19 protein-coding genes are annotated in these 20577 nt (G+C 46.4%); 9 read left to right on the forward strand and 10 right to left on the reverse strand.

Annotation, left to right across the window (positions count from 1 at the left end):
• Positions 1–43: 43 nt before the first annotated feature.
• A complete protein-coding gene (locus ACDJ59_RS20105; protein WP_100526916.1) occupies positions 44–1942 on the reverse strand; it encodes a sensor histidine kinase in 1899 nt (632 codons plus the stop codon).
• A gap of 153 nt (positions 1943–2095) precedes the next feature.
• On the reverse strand, positions 2096–2377 hold the full coding sequence (locus ACDJ59_RS20110) for a hypothetical protein (protein WP_036611533.1): 282 nt from the start codon (positions 2375–2377) through the stop codon (positions 2096–2098).
• Positions 2378–2521: 144 nt separating this feature from the next.
• Here ACDJ59_RS20110 and ACDJ59_RS20115 point away from each other — a divergent pair, with 144 nt between their 5' ends.
• From ACDJ59_RS20115 to ACDJ59_RS20125, 3 genes are all read left to right on the forward strand, one after another.
• Positions 2522–2683 carry a hypothetical protein gene (locus ACDJ59_RS20115; protein WP_017690239.1) on the forward strand — a complete coding sequence of 54 codons (162 nt, stop codon included), beginning with the start codon at positions 2522–2524 and terminating at the stop codon, positions 2681–2683.
• A gap of 122 nt (positions 2684–2805) precedes the next feature.
• Positions 2806–3177, forward strand: a complete 372-nt coding sequence (locus ACDJ59_RS20120; RefSeq protein WP_036611534.1) for a hypothetical protein — start codon at positions 2806–2808, stop codon at positions 3175–3177.
• A gap of 39 nt (positions 3178–3216) precedes the next feature.
• On the forward strand, positions 3217–3408 hold the full coding sequence (locus ACDJ59_RS20125) for a hypothetical protein (RefSeq protein WP_036611535.1): 192 nt from the start codon (positions 3217–3219) through the stop codon (positions 3406–3408).
• 102 nt (positions 3409–3510) lie between these two features.
• Here the strand turns inward: ACDJ59_RS20125 and ACDJ59_RS20130 are convergent, their stop codons facing one another.
• Positions 3511–4725, reverse strand: a complete 1215-nt coding sequence (locus ACDJ59_RS20130; RefSeq protein WP_413405206.1) for an MFS transporter — start codon at positions 4723–4725, stop codon at positions 3511–3513.
• Between the two features lie 255 nt (positions 4726–4980).
• Here ACDJ59_RS20130 and ACDJ59_RS20135 point away from each other — a divergent pair, with 255 nt between their 5' ends.
• The 3 genes from ACDJ59_RS20135 (at position 4981) to ACDJ59_RS20145 (ending at position 7373) form a co-directional block, all read left to right on the forward strand.
• Positions 4981–5631 carry a peptidylprolyl isomerase gene (locus tag ACDJ59_RS20135; RefSeq protein ID WP_413405208.1) on the forward strand — a complete coding sequence of 217 codons (651 nt, stop codon included), beginning with the start codon at positions 4981–4983 and terminating at the stop codon, positions 5629–5631.
• Between the two features lie 478 nt (positions 5632–6109).
• Complete coding sequence (locus tag ACDJ59_RS20140; RefSeq protein ID WP_413405210.1) at positions 6110–6370, forward strand: YqkE family protein; 261 nt, start codon at positions 6110–6112, stop codon at positions 6368–6370.
• Positions 6371–6578: 208 nt separating this feature from the next.
• Positions 6579–7373, forward strand: a complete 795-nt coding sequence (locus ACDJ59_RS20145) for an SDR family oxidoreductase (protein WP_036612094.1) — start codon at positions 6579–6581, stop codon at positions 7371–7373.
• A gap of 139 nt (positions 7374–7512) precedes the next feature.
• On the opposite strand, the gene ACDJ59_RS20150 is transcribed toward ACDJ59_RS20145, so the two are convergent.
• Complete coding sequence (locus tag ACDJ59_RS20150; RefSeq protein ID WP_413405212.1) at positions 7513–8274, reverse strand: TIGR02206 family membrane protein; 762 nt, start codon at positions 8272–8274, stop codon at positions 7513–7515.
• A gap of 262 nt (positions 8275–8536) precedes the next feature.
• Between ACDJ59_RS20150 and ACDJ59_RS20155 the strand changes: the two genes are divergently transcribed.
• On the forward strand, positions 8537–9511 hold the full coding sequence (locus ACDJ59_RS20155) for a ring-cleaving dioxygenase (RefSeq protein WP_413405214.1): 975 nt from the start codon (positions 8537–8539) through the stop codon (positions 9509–9511).
• Between the two features lie 150 nt (positions 9512–9661).
• Here ACDJ59_RS20155 and ACDJ59_RS20160 read toward each other — a convergent pair whose 3' ends face one another.
• The 3 genes from ACDJ59_RS20160 to ACDJ59_RS20170 all read right to left on the reverse strand — a co-directional run bounded on the left by ACDJ59_RS20160 (position 9662) and on the right by ACDJ59_RS20170 (position 12959).
• Complete coding sequence (locus tag ACDJ59_RS20160; RefSeq protein WP_413405217.1) at positions 9662–10369, reverse strand: stalk domain-containing protein; 708 nt, start codon at positions 10367–10369, stop codon at positions 9662–9664.
• Positions 10370–10637: 268 nt separating this feature from the next.
• Complete coding sequence (locus tag ACDJ59_RS20165) at positions 10638–11483, reverse strand: hypothetical protein (protein ID WP_413405219.1); 846 nt, start codon at positions 11481–11483, stop codon at positions 10638–10640.
• 198 nt (positions 11484–11681) lie between these two features.
• Positions 11682–12959 carry a methyl-accepting chemotaxis protein gene (locus ACDJ59_RS20170; protein WP_413405221.1) on the reverse strand — a complete coding sequence of 426 codons (1278 nt, stop codon included), beginning with the start codon at positions 12957–12959 and terminating at the stop codon, positions 11682–11684.
• Positions 12960–13293: 334 nt separating this feature from the next.
• Here ACDJ59_RS20170 and ACDJ59_RS20175 point away from each other — a divergent pair, with 334 nt between their 5' ends.
• Positions 13294–14727: an aspartate ammonia-lyase gene (locus ACDJ59_RS20175; protein WP_340902585.1), complete on the forward strand. Its 1434-nt coding sequence runs from the start codon at positions 13294–13296 to the stop codon at positions 14725–14727.
• Positions 14728–14847: 120 nt separating this feature from the next.
• Here ACDJ59_RS20175 and rpoN read toward each other — a convergent pair whose 3' ends face one another.
• Positions 14848–16152 carry an RNA polymerase factor sigma-54 gene (gene rpoN / locus ACDJ59_RS20180; protein WP_413405223.1) on the reverse strand — a complete coding sequence of 435 codons (1305 nt, stop codon included), beginning with the start codon at positions 16150–16152 and terminating at the stop codon, positions 14848–14850.
• A 128-nt stretch (positions 16153–16280) separates the two neighbouring features.
• Positions 16281–17828 carry an L-glutamate gamma-semialdehyde dehydrogenase gene (gene pruA / locus ACDJ59_RS20185; protein ID WP_413405225.1) on the reverse strand — a complete coding sequence of 516 codons (1548 nt, stop codon included), beginning with the start codon at positions 17826–17828 and terminating at the stop codon, positions 16281–16283.
• Between the two features lie 320 nt (positions 17829–18148).
• Between pruA and ACDJ59_RS20190 the strand changes: the two genes are divergently transcribed.
• Entirely contained in the window at positions 18149–19072 is a 924-nt protein-coding gene (locus ACDJ59_RS20190; protein ID WP_076251307.1) for a proline dehydrogenase family protein, read from the forward strand.
• Positions 19073–19298: 226 nt separating this feature from the next.
• Here the strand turns inward: ACDJ59_RS20190 and ACDJ59_RS20195 are convergent, their stop codons facing one another.
• A complete protein-coding gene (locus ACDJ59_RS20195) occupies positions 19299–20465 on the reverse strand; it encodes a BclA C-terminal domain-containing protein (RefSeq protein WP_413405228.1) in 1167 nt (388 codons plus the stop codon).
• Between the last annotated feature and the right edge of the window lie 112 nt (positions 20466–20577).

The raw sequence follows: 20577 nt of genomic DNA on the forward strand, positions 1-20577 counted from the left end.
GGGGTAGGAACAAAAAAAGCCGCTGTATCCTTCTGTGAGTTCGTCAATCGACGAACTCGGCAAAAGATACAACCGCTTCTGTTCCTACCCCTTTGGTGCTTGTGAAGCTGATCTGTCCTTGCATCGCTTCAACAATTCGGAATGTCACCATCATGCCAAGGCCTGTGCCTTTGATTTTATTGGAGAAATAAGGCTCGCCCAACCGGGAGAGTGCTTCCTCGTCCATTCCTTCTCCGTTATCCCTGACATGCACCTTAATCATTCCATCCTGCTTGTACGCCCAGATATCAATCTGGCCTTGTCCCTGCAGAGCTTCAATACTGTTCTTAATAATATTGATAAAAGCCTGCTTAAACTTCGAGGAATTGCCTCGGATATATAGATCCGGCGGAATGTCGGTGGTGATTTTACCACCTTCCAGATTAGCCATCGGTACAAGAATGCCTTCAATATGATTGAACTCATCCGAGATATTGAGCGAGATGATATGGTCAAACTCAGGTTTGGCAAAAGTAAGAAAATCCGTTATGATGCCCGAAGCCCGATCAAGTTCTTCCAGTGCAATTCGCACATACCCCTTATTTTTGTTGTCTTCCTGTTCCGTCATAAGTTGCAAGAACCCTCTTGTCACCTGAAGTGGATTACGTACTTCATGGGCAACGGAAGCGGCCAATTCACTAATAATCTCCATCTTTTCGGATCGCTGCAACTCATTGTTGAACAGCTCCAGTTCCTTGGAATACTCTAGAACTTTAGTATGTTTTTCGGCAAAACGACTTCCGAGAATGGCAATCAACGAGATCACAAATGCAACCATGGACCATTTCCACCATAACAGATGATACGTTCCACTCCGCTGATAATACCACAACAGTTCAGCCACACTGATCAAGGCAAATGTACCAAATCCTGTCGCAAGCAGCATAGCTTCCCGATTTCGTTGCAGCGCTTTGGCGATGGTACCAACCAACAGGATTGTCAGCAGAATGACCAGCACAATGCCAACCACACGCTGTACGAGCAGATTGTAGAGGATCTCCCATTGCCCACCTGAAGTAACATAGATAAATAGAGAGAACACCGCGATAACTGAATATATGAATAGTATTTTTCGCAGTTTGGTGAAGATTCCATGCAGTCCTGGCCCGATAATTTGTTCAAAAAAATAACATAGTGCTGGCATACCCAGCAGCATCGCCAGATCAAAGACTACGGAATACAGGTCACCATATACCTGATAGAACGTATACAAAAATTGCGAGTACGTGATGATCATCGTGCCGATGGAACCCATCACGATGCATAGCGAGATCCATAATCCCTTATGGAATTTGCCAAGGAAGAACGTACAACTCAGCATCGTAATCGCTGTGAACACAAAGGTCGCGCCCAGAATTACATCAATAAGTCCGTTATGAATATATTTCTCCTGTAACGCGGCATAAGGTCCAACCTGAACAGTACCTTGTATCCCCAGACGGCCTTTTTCATTTTGCGACCATACATAGAGCGTGTCACCTGAATTTTCGCTGGATAAGGGCAGCAACACAGCATTATTATCATAATTGTAATGGTAGTTCTCGTAGACCTTGCGGTCTTCCAGATAAACAACAATATGATTGCCTTTAATGTTCTCAAATCGAATGGCTGAACTTTCCTCACTCAACTCAGGGATGGTCAGGCGAGTCCATAAAGAATTCGATCGATCCGTATTGCTATACTCTAACTTATCGCTGCCCTGCTTTTCCCATATCTCGTCTGCTCCCTTAACCTCACTGATGAACCCTTGATCGTCAACGTTCCCCCATTTTACTTCCCATCCTGTAATGGATACAGGTTGCTGAACCGCTCCTGTAGTTGCAAAGACTATCCCATGTGGCATGCCTAGAATAATCAATACACTCATCCATAAGATGACGATAGCTTTGGGCACATTTTTCATTCACAGCACCTCAAAGTTCTAAATTTCCCTATCTTAGATTCTCTCATTTATCATTCGCCACCGTTTATCACGTCACCTTCTTGAGATAAAATGAAATTTCACATTTAAGTAGATTTATAGTCTTATTTCCATTTTATTGTTAAAGTTATTCGATTAATCACGCAGGTCTTCGAACTGGTTCACTATCATTTCCCGTTCTTTCTGTTCAACTTGACTGCGAAATTCAAGCCACTGCTCTGTCTCCTCATCATCATAGATGGTCCATATGTCGGAAAAAAGGAAATCCCGTAACTGGACAACTTGCCCGGACCATATACCACCTACCCAAAACAAACCATCCGGACGACGGATGACGGTACGGGAGAACCCGGGTGTGGACGCCTTTTGCCCGATACGGATGCGTGTGATCATATTACCCAGTGTATACCAGTCCACATGAATCCCTCCCTTACATATTCAAGCTTCATCATAACATAGGCAAAACAGGAAAAGCTGTAAAAACGGTGGCTGCGATTCAATCCTTTGCTCCGGGTGTAATGGTTTCTCAAAGCAAACAAACACGCTAAGGAGATGATTACAATGAATGAGCCCCATCGTACGGTTGAGGTGGAACATAAGGATGTTCAGCATAAATCGGATTCAAGTATGGTCGCTTCCACATTTATTAAATATGCCGCATATATCATTATCTTTTTCGGATTTTTATACTTCTTGGTTAAATATGTATTCCCCAAATTCTAAGGCATTCATATCGTAGTGAACACCCGGAGATAATAACCTGTGCAAGATTACAACACTAGCACTTTGGGTAACTACGGGGTAAGAAGCATTTGGACAACCGACAATGAAAGGAAGTGTTACTCATGTCTGACAAACCAATTAGTAACGAAGAGAGCGACCGCTATTATGACCGTTATCAGAGGTCCCGCGATATTCCGCCAGAGACGGAAGTCCCGGAAGGCGATATGGATACCTTTGATGAAGTTTCCGGCAGACGGATTGTAACGGAAGATTCGGATCTGGCACCCGTAGCCGCAACCGCTGTGGACGAGCCGGAATTGGATTCACGTTTGGCTGAGACACCGCTGGAATCTGTACCGGATGCAGATCTTCTGCAACCGAACAGTCCGGTTGATCCTGCTGCACCCGATCCGGATGCGCTGCATGGTACCGATCTGCTTAATGGTGCTGGTGCGGATGCCAAACCAGAGAACGACATTCCACCACGACATTAACAGTTGTTATGACATCCTGAATGAGGAGGTGCATACACGATGAAGGAAGATCGCCAAAAGCATGTGCATGAACCGGATAATCTCGTGACCGAACGGGATATTGACCCGGATTTCGGACTATTCACTGAGGACTCCTTCCCCGAAGCACTTGAGGATGAGGATCAACGTGATGCGGTCGAACATGCCATTCCCAAAGAGAAGGCTTCTCGTAAGCCCTCTTCGGATGACTAACTTATATAGATCCGTAGTAGACTTAAAAAAGATGACGTCTGTAATTTCACAGCGTCATCTTTTTTGTTACCTGTAAGTTCACTTACACTTAGTGATTTAGCATCACCGTTTAGGGGAGACCTTACTTGCCACTGGCAGTTTGTGATCCAATCCTGACCACTTCGCTACAATCGCAGTGATGATCAATGCCACTCCATTAATAATAAATATCCAGCGTATCGGCAGCCAGCCCCCAAGTACACCACCAATGATCGGTCCCGCCATCGTCCCGATCTGGGCAGCGGATTGATTCAGACTAAAAGCCCTTCCCCGGAAATTCGATGCGGTAGCCTGCACAATCATGGCGTTAATTGCCGGAAATACAGCCGCAAAGAATAAACCATACACAAATCGTAAAATGCCAAATGCTATATAACCTGTTGTAAAGAACTGCAGAAGATTCCCTACAGCCCCACCAACCAGTCCAATGATCAACACTTTACCATATCCAATCCTTGAACCAATCTTGCCCCAACGCGGCGCCATAATAACTGTTGCTACCCCCACCGCTGAGAAAATAATACCCGAGCTGAGTGAGGCACGATCCGGCTGAACGCCCATCTCCATCACATAGACCGTCAATAGTGGCTCCAGAATCATGACGGAGAACGTACATATACCCATCATGCCAAGCACCGTCATAAACAAACGATTCGCTCTCGCTTCACGAATGTCATCCATGACGTGGGAACGAGCTTTATTCCGGTTGAAGTTCTCTTCTTTTACCCAGAAGGTTGCGATGATTGCTGAGACTAACACAACAATAGCCGAAAACAAAAATGCATTCCGGTTTCCATAATAATGACTTACCACGCCACCAATTAACGGTCCGATAATACTACCAGTGGCTCCTGCAGTGGACATAATACCAAGTGCATAACCAGTCTTCTCTTCAGGTGTATTCGTGCCTACCAAAGCAATCGCTGCTGGAACAAACCCTGCAAGCAGACCCTGAAACAATCGAATAACAATCAGCGAATACGGGTCCTGCACGAAATAATTGATTAAATACAAGACGGCAAGGCTGTATCCCGACCGGATCAGCATGGGCTTGCGTCCGTATTTGTCAGCCAGTGATCCCCAGAACGGAGACACGAGTGCACTCGCAAGAAACGTAATGCCAAATGCCAGTCCTGACCATAACTCCAGGTGATCACGAACCCCCAAGTCAGCACTTAGAAACAGGGGCAGAAATGGAATCGAGATCGAATAGGCGGTGCTGCAAAAAAATACACCAATCCACAATATGACCAGATTGCGCTTCCACGAGAAGTTCATATACCCGCACGCCCTTTCCGTTACTGACGCCGGGACTGCCGTGTATTGGAGCGGACGGAACAGACCCGTACGTCCCCATGCGGAAGCATTTTCCTTATTTTACACCCATCATTCCATGAAGGCCATCCCTTGTTCACCACAAACACATGTATTACATTGCCATCCTGTCCACAAAAACGGTATGATAGTTGGGTAAATATCCAAATAGGATTTGGAGAAAATATATAATGCAGAGATGCAAGGAGGAACGTTTTCATGTCTTTACAGTGGAAAAAAAACACAGTGGTTTCGCTGGTTCTCGCGATGCTGCTTATCGTCATTAGTGGTTGTGGACGCCCTTCGAGTGGCGCTACAGAAACACCAGCTCCAGTTGAACCAACGGGTCCCAATCCGGTAGCTACTATTGAAATGGCAGATGGACAGAAGATCGTCATTGAGCTATATCCGGAAATTGCACCCAATACGGTGAACAATTTTATTTCACTGGCGAATCAGGGTTTCTATGATGGCCTGATCTTTCATCGGGTCATTCCGGGCTTCATGGTTCAAAGTGGTGACCCAAATGGTAACGGTTCGGGCGGCCCGGGATACACGATTAAGGGCGAATTTACATCTAACGGTCACAAAAACCACCTGAATCATACGCGTGGAGTTATCTCCATGGCAAGACAAGATGGAAATCTGGATTCTGCTGGTTCTCAGTTCTTCATCATGTTAGCTGACGCGGATCATTTGGATAACGCCTATGCTTCCTTCGGTAAAGTAACGGAAGGCATAGAAACTGTGGATAACATTGCAGCTCAGGAAATAGGTGAAAATGACAAACCGGTTACTGATCAAGTCATGAAAAAGGTTACGGTAGATACACATGGTCTGGAATATCCAGAACCGGTAAAAATGCCTTAATGAACTTCCTTACAAGTCATAATCCATGATTATGACTTGTAAGGAACTCTAAACAAACAAAAGCTCTGCCTTGCGAGATACGCGCAGGACAGAGCTTTATTTATTGATTTTAATGATAGCGATTACATATATGACTTTATAAAAAATGACCTCTTCCGGCATCATCCTCAATACATCCATCCCATCAAACGTAACCAGCCGATAATCGCAATCCATAACGGGCAGCTAAAGGCAACGCCCCATGCAAGCCCTTTCAGTAAACCACGGTTTACTTCCACGAACAACGACTCCTTTCTCCAGGGAATAGTCGCAGTATCGGTAATAGTATATGATTTTATACCCGTTTTCATTCGTCACGCAACCCTCGTTTTCCTGCTTTTGTTCCGCAGATTCATGGAATGCTTTACGGGAACCTGATATACTATGATTACTGTACGATAAATGGAACCTGATTCATGTTTGGAAAGGAGATTTTCCTATGGCAAAATCCAAAAAACGCACTCCTGCTCCCAAAGCAGCAGCACAGGATAAACCTACGACACTGAAAGATCTACTGAGCAGTGATGTGCTGGAAAAACTGAAAGCTCAGGCGGATGAGGCAAAGGCTGCTGAGGCGTCACTTAAAGAGCAGGAACGTCAGCAAGCAGAAGAAGCTCGCCAAGCGGAACAGAAGCGCCGGGATAACGACTTCGAATATTTGCTTAATAACAGCGCTATGGACTGGAAGAAACATAAGTAAGCGCGGGCATGATCTGAGGGAGCTTCTGACCATCCATATGCCAAAATAATATTACAGCAGGCAGATCATGAAGATGATCTGCTCCCAGAACAGGGCCGCGTTGCGATCCTGTTCTTTTTGATATATACACATATGATTCACGCGTCTTGAGCCGGGTATGTTAGAAGTAGAGCGTACAACGATAATCTAACTCATGGAGGGATCAGAGATGACTGAACAACGTTTGGAAGGCAAAGTCGCGATTGTAACCGGAGGTGGATCGGGTATTGGTCAGGCTACTGCTATTCGATTCGCCGAGCATGGGGCCAAAGTGTACATGCTGGATCGCACACCCGAAAATGCGGAGGAAACCAAGCAGACGATTGAAAAGGCTGGCGGAGAAGCGTATGTGATCGAATGTGATATCTCCAAACCGGATAATGTACAGAAGGCGATCAATCAGGCTGCGGCTGAAGCGGGTAAACTGGATATCATATTTGCGAATGCTGGTATCAACGGAACGATGGCCCCGATTGAAACGATGGAAATCGAGGACTGGGACCAGACGATGGAGATCAATATGCGCGGAACCTTCGCAACCGTCAAATATGCTATTCCTCATCTGAAAGAACATGGCGGCAGCATCATTATTACCAGTTCCATCAACGGTAACCGGGTCTTCTCAGGGATCGGTTTCTCTGCATACGCTTCCAGCAAAGCGGGGCAAACTGCGTTTACCAAGATGGCTGCACTGGAGCTGGCTCGTTATAAGATCCGTGTTAACGCCGTCTGCCCAGGAGCCATCGATACCAACATTGATGATAACACCTACCCGTCGGATGATCTGAAAGAAGTACAGATTCCTGTTGAATTCCCTGAGGGTCACGAACATCCGCTCAAGGGCGAACCTGGAACGTCGAAGCAAGTGGCAAACCTCGTTCTGTTCCTCGCTTCCGATGAAGCCTCTCATGTTACAGGTACACGAATCTATGTGGATGGTGCGGAATCTCTGCTCCGTGGATAAAAATATAAAGATAAGTTGGCCCCATTCAGGTACAACGCCCAAACATCCCGCAAGCGATCTGATCCGGTCAGATTACTGCGGGATGTTTTATTTATAAAGAGTTTATAATGCGGCGCAGACGCAACTACAAGGATTATCCCTATACCGCGGAGCTTTTACCTTTTTTCACACGATGCTTCAACCGATCTGGAATGGCAAAGAGCAAAATGTACATTAGCGAGAACAAAACTAGCGCAAGTATCTCTTCCCCAAGGATGTACATGGGATACGGACCTAACATATCAAGCACCGAGGGTGTACTCGGTTTGTGTCTCAAAAACATGTAATTCGCGTCAAGCATGACATCTACAACGTATACGATTAGTGCAGCAACATTCACAAATATCATGGAACCTGCTACAGATCTCCAGCTAGGTCGCAGCTGTTCCACCCAGGTCATGTAGAGTAAAGCCAGAATGATACAGGCATGAGCAACGAAAAATTGAATGAATCGAAAATGTGCATAACCATAACCCAGATTAGGAGTCAGGATCGCCATATGGGCTCCAGCAATGCCTGCAAACAGCAGTGCAGAATGCAACAGTCGACTGCGTGTTAGCAGTAACAACGCCGATAATAGCAGAGACAGACTGCATAGTTCGAGTGGCAGTGATGTCTGCAGGCTCCATATCCCTCCATACACATACCAGAGTTGCAGCACGATTTCGCAGGCAAACATGATGCAGGCCAGAACAATTCGCAGTATGCGGCGTGCCCTCTCTGACCATGATCGAAGATGGTGCCTTAGCAAAAACATCAGTACAATCAATGCTGTAATTACGCTAATTGAAACGATATGTGAAGTGGAGAACAGGATAAACGGCTCTGCATCATAAGGGTTCAGCCATGGTGGATACGCCATGCATCTCTTCTCTCCTTTATAAGGATCTCACCAACATTATCTCTCTTTAATGTTAACTTTTTCATTTTGCCATTGAATGAAAGTGCTGTCCAGTTGGAATTCTAAATAAGCATTGTAATTTAAATATCTTTATGTTAAGATAAATTCAGAACCAAAATAAACGAAAAGTTAGTAACTTTCTTAATCGAAATAAAATATACCGTACTCGCCAAATGTTCAACTGAACATTTACACTATCCCATTTCATCTAGGAGGAATTATTATGCAAATCAAAGGACTTCACCACGTATCAGCTCTAACAGCACATGCCGATCAGAACTATCGTTTCTACACCAACATCATGGGTCTGCGCCTCATCAAAAAAACAGTCAACCAGGACGACGTGTCCGTCTACCATCTCTTCTATGGCGATGAGAAAGGCAATCCGGGTACCGAACTTACCTTCTTCGAGATTCCGATGGCCGGACAGACTCGTGAAGGGGTGAACAGCATATCTGGAACGTCACTGCGCGTTCCAAGTGATGCGGCACTGACTTACTGGCAGCAACGTTTTGACGAATTCGAAGTCCCACACGGAGAGATTGTTGAACGGGGTGGTCGTGGCACGCTCTCGTTCACAGACTTTGAAGGACAACGTCTGATTCTGGTCTCGGATGAAAATAATACAGGTGTCGCTGGTGGTAAACCATGGGATCAGAGCCCTGTGCCTGCCGAGTATGGCATTGTAGGTCTTGGCCCTATCCATCTTACGGTAAAAGATGCTTCTCTTACCTCTCCGGTTCTTACCGAACTGCTCGGTTTCAGAGCTAAAGGAAGTTACCCAGCCTTTACTCCAGGTCAACCTGATGTACTCGTTTTTGAATCCGGTGAAGGTGGCAGCGGCTCCGAGGTGCATGTTGAGGAACGGAATGACCTTGCCCAAGAGCGTCCTGGACGTGGCAGCGTACACCATGTTGCATTCCGTGTGGATAACGAAGAAGAACTGAAACAATGGGTGGAACGGGTTCGTAACTTCCAATTCCCTAACTCCGGTTTTGTAGATCGCTTCTACTTCCGCTCCCTGTATTTCCGTGAAGCAAACGGTATTCTGTTCGAGCTTGCAACCGATGGTCCGGGATTTGATACAGACGAAGAATTGGAGCATCTGGGTGAATCCCTTGCCTTGCCTCCATTCCTTGAAGGTCGCCGCGCCGAGATTGAAGCTAATCTCAAACCGCTGGATACCGTCATTCGTTAATATTCGTAACAAAAAGAAAATAAAAAACGATGTTCACCAGGCAACTCTGAATACCGGATACGGTTCAGGAATCGCCTAGTGAATCATCGTTTTTTTATGTTTATGCTTGCCTTGCCCCTTCTGTAAGGTCGCAAACTTGCAGATTGTGTTTTACTTCGTCAGATACGATGTTGTGAGCGGTACAAACAGAACCGAACCCGGATCTTCAGATACAATCTCTACATAAACAGCGTCTGTACCTTTAACATCCACATCTAGACTCATCATACCGCTTTCTGGAGTGATATTGAACTTTTTGAGTGTCGCGAGATCCTGATCATAGATATGAATCTCCTGATTTCCTTTCAGCGCGGCAAGTTCCAAGTGCAGAGAAGAATACTTTTTACCCGTATTAATCTGGATATCATCCCCCTGTTTCGTAGGATCATTATGTAGATAAACATCCTTGTAATCCTTGCCTTTATATGTGGTATCCTTAGGATCTTTGGTGTGCCAAGCGGTAGATCCCAGTACGGATGTTCCAAGTGCACTCAGCGTTACTTTTCCGTTGGTTACGGGCGCAGATCCATTCGTTCCACCAATCAGGACGGATGAAGTTGCACTGTCATAAGTGATCTCTGTCCCAAGCAAAGATCCCACAGCACGCACAGGCAAATAAGTCGTTCCGTTGTAAGTGATAGGCAACACTGTTTTACCATTGGCATCTTTGGCTGTCACCGTGGCACCATTCATTTTTAGCGTAATCTTGCTGTTCAGATAGGCTTTAATCTGTTCCAGTCCTGTTGCTGCGAGTGCACCTGTTCCGATCCCAAGCGTTAATGTGCCTACCATCAAACCCAGTACAACCTTTTTCTTCATCAAAATCCCTCCTGAATGTTAAAATGATTTGTCCTTTATACATTTAAACGACTAAAGTGATAATGTCAATTGTTTCCTACGTTTTTAGTACACAGTGCCTATTTTCGGGCAGCACAAAACGAGGCTGTATGTCCCCATTTTTTTCAGCCTCGCTCTGTTTCCCATTGTCCGTATACGGAGTAAGGAAGATATTCTTGTCAGATGTTCACTTAACTCCACACTTGAGAACTTTCAATTCCCGATGCACTACGATATCAACAGGATGATATCAATCAAAAGTTTCATAATATTCTTCTTCATACACTTCCATGCTGTACTTCAAATCTACGGCCTTCCACTCGCCATCTTGATACTCATAAGCAAATGTCAGATCACCCGCATACAAAGCCGCACCGTAAGATCCTGCTGCTGATACGACAAGCTGGTCATCCTCTACACTGTAATAGGTAACTCCACCGAACCCCAACTCTTCGTTATATACGCCGCCACTCGTATCTTCCTCGATCCGTAAAGGTTCTGCTTGAACGCCATCAACGGCGACATCAACATCCACACGGTCTGATCTAACCGTAACTTTTGACTTCACATGCTGTTTCGCAATCTCATCGAGAGATTGCATCTTCATCTCTTCCAGCGTTACCGGATTAATGATACGTGCTTGTCCCAAATAAATACCTGTTCCATGACCTTCCGTGTACAGAACAATAATTTCTTTCTGGCCGTCTCCATTCAGATCCAGCTCGTGCACTTCGGGTTTGTAAGACCCTCCTTCTCCCTGCCAATCACTAAATTCTTGCACTTTGCCGTCCACTTCCAAAATCATTCCGTTATATATATATCCTGAACCCTCAACTTTCATAGGGTATAATCTGACGTTCTCATTCTCTGGAGCTACCGAAACGTATTCCTCTTTCACGGGAATGGATTCCTGTGTTGTCTTCGCTGTGTCATGCAGTTTATCTATATTGGAAGCCTCGACCACTTCGGTCTGGCTGGATTGATCATCTATGTTAAGCTGTTTTTGCGATTCATTCATGGTTCTGGCAGCCGAAGTTGTACTAATCGTAGCTACCGCCAAAATAATCATCAGCAGGATACCTGTCCAAGTTTTCAATATACTGGGCTCCTTTATCTGTTGTGATAATCCTATTATATCTTCATTTATCGCCTGCAAGTTGCGAATTTGTTAATCTTTCATAAAATAATCTTTACAAATTTTCGTTTTCACGAAAGAACGTTCGGCTTTAACCAGAATAAGCAAATTATCATGCCAAAACTGTTCTCCAAAAACAAAAAAAATCCCGAACACAGCTTAAGGCTGCATCCGGAATGCTTTGGTTTTGTCCAATAACCGATCGGTTAATTGTCTCAGTTCTTCAGCCGAGGATGAAATCTCCTCCATGATGGCTGTCTCTTCGTGTGCGGCATCCATAATTCGTCTCGCCTCATCCGAGAACGATCCAGCTTTCCCCTGGATCTTCTTCACATGACCGTGCGTTTGCTCCACGCGACCGGTCTGTTCTGCAATCTTGGAGCCGATATCATGTGCACCCTTCATAAATACTTCCACTGTACCTGTCAGTTCATGCAACGTCTGATCCACAGAGATGGTCCGCTCCGATTCATTAACCACGAGACCATGCTGCTCATGAGACAGTTGGGCTGTCTCCCTGATCCGCTCTTGCACACGACTAATCAGCTCATTAATACGGTGTACCGATTCCTTACTTTCGTCTGCCAGCTTGCGGATCTGCTGCGCCACGACTGCAAAACCAGAACCCTCTTCGCCAGCTCGTGCAGCCTCAATGGAAGCATTCAGGGCAAGTAACCCTGTTTCCTCTGCGATGTTTTTGACAGACTGGGTAATTACCTCGATATCGGAGGCTTCCTTCTCCAGCAACAGCATGATGTCGCGGGAACGATTGTGCGAATCGGCCAGCTCGTCCATCCCTTTCATCAACGATGAGAAAGTCTGTTTGGTATGATCCACCGATCGTTCCATCTGACCGGACATCTCTGTCATATCCATGGACTGGCTATGCATACGCTGGAAATCGTTCAGCATCTCATCCGCAGTGATCAGAGATTGATGGGAAGTGACCTTCTGCTCTTCTACGCCTACCGCAATATGATCTACGGCATCCGACATCATCTCGATCTGTTCGGCGGCCTGGGTAATCGCTTCACTTAGAGACTGTGCGTTCTGTGAAGTCGTTCTTGTACTGTCTGCAATATCATTTACAATGCTTCGAAGGTTAGAAACCATTGCGCGAAAAGCATCATATAATACGGTAAGTTCATCCTGCGTGCGTCGCTGCGGAATTTCGGTTGTCAGATCACCCGCTGACACCTGCTGTGCAGCGCGGGACAGGTGAACGATTGGACGAGTCAACCAGCGTGAGGCAAACCATCCCAGAATCCCGTTCCAGCATACTCCCATGATCAGGATAATCGATATGTATACCCAATTCGGAATATCTAACGTAACCCAGTCTTTGACAAAAAATATAAAAAAGCCGCTAGTTCCGTAGGTAATAATCGAAATCAGTACCAGACCTGCGACAGTCTTTGCTCCTAAAGTCCATTTCATTGTGCACACCCCGTAGTCCTTTTTTCCTATTTTACCAATCAAGTACCAAATTTCATGTGATATACATCACTGAAAACGTTCTATCCCCCCATACTTGCCGTTCATGCATGACTTCTCTACCATAAAGCGCATAATGTATAAGACAAGCTTGGCCTCCCCTCCCTTTCTTAAAAATTGAATAATATTCCATTTAATATCCCTAATTTTATTTATTATCGGCACAAGAGGCCAAATGATTTAGATTGGCATCCATTTTGCTTAAATGATATACTGAGTGCGCTTCAGCAACGCTGGAGCCGAACTATTTTTATTGATGCCACTGGAGGCGAACGAGATGTCTACTATGTCCACACGGACGGAGAAAGATTTTATCGGTGAAAAAGAAATCCCGGCTTATGCGTATTACGGAATTCAGACGGTACGGGCCGTGGAAAACTTCCCGATTACCGGCGTTCCGGTACACCGGGAGCTGATCACGGCTCTGGCTGCGGTGAAGAAGGCAGCAGCGATTACCAACATGGAGTTGAAAATGCTGCCGAGCAAGATTGGCGATGTGATCGTCATGGCGGCTGAAGAAATGATGAAAGGCCATCATCTGGATCATTTTATTGTAGACTCCATTCAGGGCGGTGCAGGCACCTCCATGAATATGAATATGAACGAAATTTTGGCCAACCGCGGGCTGGAACTGTTAACCAAAAGCAAGGGAGACTACTTCCATTGCAATCCAAATAATCATGTGAACATGTCCCAGTCTACCAATGACGTGGTACCTACAGCACTGCGCATTGCGGCGTACCAACTGTCGGAGACGTTACTCGCTACCATGAAAAGACTACAGGATGCGTTCCGTAAAAAAGAAGTGGAATTCAACGATGTGGTCAAGGTTGGCCGTACCCATCTTCAGGATGCCGTACCTATTCGCCTTGGACAAGAATTCGGAGCTTATGCCCGTGTCATCGGACGGGATATTGAGCGTCTTGAATTCGCCAATCGCCGCTTGCTTACCATTAACATGGGTGCAACCGCGGTAGGTACGGGACTCAATGCCAAACCCGAATATATCGTCAAGGTTACAGAGCACCTGTCTGCTGTTACCGGACTACCACTACAAACAGCTGAGGATCTCGTGGATGCAACGCAGAACACAGATGCCTATCTTGAACTTTCAGCGGCGCTGAAAGTATGTGCGGTTAGCCTTTCCAAAATCTGTAATGACATTCGCTTGATGGCTTCAGGCCCGCGTGCAGGATTCAATGAATTGCGCCTGCCACCGCGTCAGCCAGGTTCGTCCATTATGCCGGGTAAAGTCAACCCCGTTATGGCGGAAGTCATTAACCAGGTATCCTTCCAGGTGATGGGGAACGATCATACGATCTGTATGGCATGTGAAGCCGGTCAATTCGAGCTGAATGTCATGGGCCCAGTTATTGCTTTCAACTTGCTGCAATCGCTGAAAATCATGAATAACGGCATCGATGTTTTCACGCGTTATGCCGTTGAAGAGATGGAAGCTAACCGTGAGCGCTGCGAATTAATCATGAACCAAAGTTTCAGTATGGTTACGGCGTTGAACCCGCACTTGGGTTATAATGTGGCAGCTTCCATCGTGAAGGAAGCGCTCAAGACTGGACTTTCCTTGCAAGAGATTATTTTGGAACGCGGATTGCTGACACCGGAAGAACTGGAAGAGATTCTTCATCCGGAACAGATGACTACACCAGGGATTGCCGGAGAACACTTCCTGCGTAATATGGAACGTTTGTAGGTAATCAGGAAAACTGATGCAGCAACCCAAACTCAAATAATTAACAAGAACCCTCGCAGACCGTTCATCCGGTTTGCGGGGGTTCTTGTTTTCAGAGATGATAAGACGCCAGCTATTCGATTAAGCCCACTGTTTACGCTCAAGGGAAGGCAGAATCTGAAGTTCCTCCCTGTACTTGGCAACCGTTCTGCGGGAGATGACAATCCCCTCCTCGGCGAGCAGTGTGGCCAAATGACTATCCGAGTATGGACGCTGAGCCTGCTCCGTGCGAATGATTTCTTTTAATCTACGTTTCACCGCTGATGCTGATGTTTTATCCCCTGACGTTGTACTGATTCCCGAGGCAAAAAAAGCTCTGAGTTCATATACACCATGCGGGGTCTCAATGTATTTACCTTTCACCGCACGACTTACCGTTGATTCATGCATGCCAATCTTCTCTGCAATAACAGCCAGATTAAGAGGTTTTAGCGCGGATGGGCCTTTGACCAAAAAGTGCTTCTGCTCTTCCATCACTGCCGCCAGCACACGCACTAAAGTTCTGCGCCGCAAGTGTACACTCCGAATGATAGCTCTCGCCTCTGCCACGCGGGTAGACCAGATTGTGTCCGGAGCCTCTTCCCTGATCCAGCGGAAGCACACTTCATTCATCGATACCCGAGGATTACCTGCTGCATGCAAACTATAATGGACCTCACCGTTACGCAACCCAACAATGGCATCCGGAATAATGTAATGTGGCCGTTCTGTACATCCGATGGATCGACAGGGCTTGGGATCGAGACGTGTAATATAGTCATAGGCAATCTGAGCTTCCTGCGAAGTCATGCCTAATCGTCTCCCTGTTCTACCTGGGTGAAAAGGAACCAGTGCTTCCATTCCCGCTTCCACCATCCACTCCGCATTCAGCGCTGCTGATGGATCACGTCTAATCTGGAGCAACAGACATTCTTGCAGATTCCGCGCCCCTACACCAGCAGGGTCCAGCGATTGGAGAAGCTCCAGTCCCGCTGCAATCTTGCTCATCGGAAGCTCAAGTGTTGCTTGCACCTCTGCCAGTTCAACCGTCAGATAACCATCATCATTAACGCACCCTGCCAAATATACGGCCATATTTTCCAATTCGTCTGGAATTGTCATTACTCGAATTTGCGCAATCAGCAATTGTTCCAGAGTAGGTTCGGCACCTTTGGCCTGAAGCAACGGGTCATAGGAATCATACCTGCGCTGATCCATTCGCCGCGGAATCCGGGCGAGAGGCGCAGCTTGTTCTTCCAGTTCAAGTACTGGATTTTCCTCCGCTGCATCCAGCAAGTAACGGGTCAGATCCTGGCCAGACATGATTAGCAATTGAAAGGATTGTTTCATCTCCGGCGTGATGGACAGCCGAATACGTTGTTCCTGTACCAACTGAACACCTAACATCCGTTACCCTCCTTATGCCTTCGGCAATAAACATCTGTGTTTCTTATACGAACAAAAGGATTTGCAGGGATAATAGCATACTATTCAAGCAAATGTAAGAAGTTTTTAGTTGGATCATGGGTTTCTGTCTAATATTTCTCCGATACCAGCTTCGCCTGGGTAAACAACAGCAGATAGTCTCTTCCACCTGCCTTGGAATCCGTGCCTGACATGTTAAATCCGCCAAATGGATGTGTGCCTACCAGTGCTCCGGTACATTTCCGGTTGAAATACAGATTACCCGCAAAGTATTCGCGTCTTGCCTGTTCCAGATGTTCACGATTACGTGAGATCACCGCGCCGGTCAGACCATAGTCTGTATTATTGGCGATATCCAATGCATCCTGGAATGATTCTGCTTTGATGAACGCAAGCACAGGTCCAAAAATCTCATCCTGAGCAATCCGGGCTTTGGGATCCACATCGGCAATTATGGTTGGTTCAATGAAATAACCTTCAACGTTCCCTGTACCACCACCGTGCACAAGACGCCCCTCACCCTTGCCGATTTCAATATATTCCGTGATCTTCGCATAGGCCTTGTCGTCGATAACGGGCCCAACCTGACTGCCAACTTCAAGCGGACTACCCATCGTCAGTTTCTGTGTCCGTTCAATCACTTTTTGCAATACTTCATCATATACATCCTTATGAATAATGGCACGGGAACACGCCGAACATTTCTGTCCTGAGAAACCAAATGCCGAAGCGGTAATGGACTCTGCCGCGAGTTCCAGATCACTGTCACTGTCTACTACGATGGAATCCTTGCCGCCCATCTCTGCAATAACCCGTTTGATCCACTTCTGACCTGGAGCTGTAAGTGCTGCACGTTCATTAATTCGCAGTCCTACATCTCTGGAACCGGTGAAGCTGATAAAACGGGTGAGCGCATGATCCACGAGATAATCGCCCACTTCACTGCCTGGTCCTGGTAAAAAGTTCACAACGCCATCTGGCAAGCCGACTTCTGCGAGCAGCTCCATAAACTTGGCGGCAATCACTGGAGTTGTGCTGGCAGGCTTCAAGACCACTGTGTTGCCAGATACCAGTGCAGCCGAAGTCATGCCTGCCATAATCGCCAGCGGGAAGTTCCAAGGTGGAATAACAACACCAACACCCAGCGGAATATAGCTCAGCTCATTATCTTCCCCTGCAATCCGCACGAGGGGCTGCGGTTCACTCAGTCGCTGCATATCCCGTGCATAGAATTCCATAAAATCAATGGCTTCTGCTGTATCCGCATCCGCTTCAGGCCAAGTCTTGCCAGCTTCATAAACCATCCATGCGGAGAATTCATGCTTGCGACGGCGCATAATGGCAGCTGCTTTGTATAGATAGCGAGCCCGTTCATTCGGGTCAGTATGTTTCCATGTGTGGAATGTCTCCGCTGCTGTCTGAATGGCTTTTTCGGCCAATTCCTGATCTGCCTGATGGATCGTTCCGACAACTTGATTCTTGGCTGCGGGGTTCACGGAAGTTAACGTGCGGCTGCTTGTTATTTTTTGCCCACCAATAATAATCGGGTATTCCTGCCCAAGTTCAGCTTCTACCTGACGAAGTGCGTCTTCAAATGCTTCCTGGTTCGCCTGGACCGCAAAGGGTGTGAATGGTTCGTTAACAAAAGGGATATTCATCAATGATTCCTCCTTCAGGATGTGGGATTCGCTGGCTGCTCGCCTGAATTATTTTGCATGTTATTCATCACCAAATATATGTAGCAAAATCCGTGCCAACTCCGGTTGAGATTGAAATATTTTTCTCGTTAAATTTAACTAAAGAAAATTCACACGGGCCACTCCGATGACAGAATAACCTTCCGATCGCTGTTATCCCCAGATTTTTTTGTTTCCTTTTTATAGAGGGAAAATCTCCATGAAAAATAGTAGACCATCGCCAAATCTGGCACGTTTCTTGCTTGAATTAAAGATGCACAATGCTGAAGGAGGAAACGAAAATGAGTGTGGGAACGGAAATATATCGCAAAACCTTATTAACCGTGGCAGGCAACAAAGCTGTAGAGAACCTGTCCATTAGATATGGTAAGAAGCTGGCAGGCAAATTTATTGCAGGAAACACCTTGGAAGAAGCTCTCGAAGAGATCCACATACTCAATAATAAAGGCATTATGGCTACACTCGATCATCTGGGCGAAGGCATCACCCGCCTGAGCGAAGCGGCATTGTACAGGGATGAGTATGTACGCCTGGTAGAAGGCATTGCACGTGAAGGCGTAGACTCCAACGTCTCGCTAAAACCAACCCAGATGGGCCTCGCACTTGACCCGGAAGAGGGTTATCGAAATATCCGTACCGTTGCCACACAAGCCAAATTGCATGATCTATTTGTCCGAATTGATATGGAGGATAGTCCATTTACTCAAGCAACGCTGGATATTGTCCGAAGACTGCACTCGGAAGGACTGCATAATACAGGCACAGTATTGCAAGCCTACCTGCATCGCACCGAAGAAGATACGCGTGATATGATTCGGGAAGGCATCCGGCTTCGACTGGTTAAAGGTGCTTACAAAGAACCCGGATCAGTCGCCTATCAGAATACTTCTGAAGTCATTCATCAATTCAAAACGATGATTCGTAATCACCTCGATCAGGGTGTGTACACTGCGGTTGCCTCGCATGATGATCACATCATTAACTGGACGAAACAATACGCCAAGGATCGGGGAATCTCGCCGGATGCCTTTGAATTCCAGATGTTATATGGTCTGCGGATGAGCGAACAGGAACGTCTCGCCAAAGAAGGCTATCGCATTCGCTGTTACGTACCTTATGGCACCATGTGGTATCCGTACTATACCCGCCGTTTGGCCGAAAAACCGGCTAATCTCTGGATGGTCGTTAAGAATATGTTCCGATAGTTATTCTCCAACTGGATCAATATATATGAAAAAAGACAAAAGAAAACCATGTTGCCTCTTTTTTTCTGGGCACATGGTTTTTTCTGTACGAACACTTTAGCAGAGCATCCAACTTTCCTTTTCTCCGGTTCTTCTCTTAATGTCTAAAAAATTAGCATCCCCAATTTTAAATGTCTATTTTTTTGGACACATCCATTTATTAATCAAAATTATAAGCTCGAAAAGTTTAACTGCTTAACTGTTGAATAAGAATAGAAGCATTAGCATTGGTCTGTGTTCCACCTGCTAGTGTTTGCAGACCAACAGCTGATGCGCTGGAATGATTTCGTAATGTCAGCACATCACCGGGAGCAGCCGTAATAATGACCATGCCTGGATTTGGTTGAGTCCCAGCTCCTGAACCATAGACACTGCCACCTACAGGGGCTCCGTTTTGATAAAGGGTGAATTGGTTTGCCTGCACACCTGCAACGTTGAAAAACACCGCATAGTCCCCGGCATTACCAATAATAATCGCAGCGGTATTGGGCGCGTGAGTAATACCGGTAAGATTTGCGTTGCTGTCGAAGATTACATCCGCTTCAATAGCTACAGTTTGAGCTGATGTATTAAAAATGTAGGCGTACGAGGACAACCCTTGCCCTGCTGTACCAGTTGCTCCAGTGACACCTGTTGTTCCGGTAACCCCAGTGCTTCCTGTTACTCCCGTAACACCCGTGGATCCTGTCACTCCGGTGGCCCCGGTGCTTCCCGTTACTCCCGTAACGCCCGTGGCTCCTGTTACTCCGGTGGTCCCAGTGGCTCCTGTTACTCCGGTAGCCCCGGTGCTTCCCGTTGCTCCCGTAACTCCTGTTACGCCAGTAGCTCCGGTGCTTCCCGTTGCTCCCGTAACGCCCGTGGCTCCTGTCACTCCAGTAACTCCAGTCCCTCCTGTTACTCCCGTAACGCCCGTACTACCAGTGACCCCGGTGCCTCCTGTTACTCCTGTAACGCCCGTGGCCCCGGTGGCTCCAGTTACACCTGTTGTGCTAAGCGTTTCTCCCAATAACTCTTGGGATACCAATCGGTGAGCCGCGACTAATTCGCCTGCGGCATTTTTGCCCCATACGGATATTTGTGCTTCTGAAGCAGCCGTGTCTGAGGTTGAAAATACAAACTCAAAAGCATCAAAATTCCCATTATAAACTTTGGTTATGACCTGATTAGGTGATACATTGAGCAGTTCTTCTACATATAATGTTCTGACTCCATTAAGGTAATAGCCCCGAAGAAGGACCGTGAACATTTCTGTCGCATTCCGGTTATCGATTTTGACCGTAACGGATTGAGTTGGTCGGATCCCCGTTATTCCTGAAATTTTATTCTCAATGGGCCCAGTTGATAGAATGGCCATTTCATCACCCTCCTTTGGTTCTTCTTCATGCGGATGGCCTTCATATAGCATTATTCAGAAGTTTCATAATGGTGTGGACAATTCATGTTCTATACGAATAATCACTTCAACT

The sequence above is a fragment of the Paenibacillus amylolyticus genome, assembly GCF_047302515.1.
GTDB classification, from domain to species: Bacteria; Bacillota; Bacilli; order Paenibacillales; family Paenibacillaceae; genus Paenibacillus; species Paenibacillus amylolyticus_G.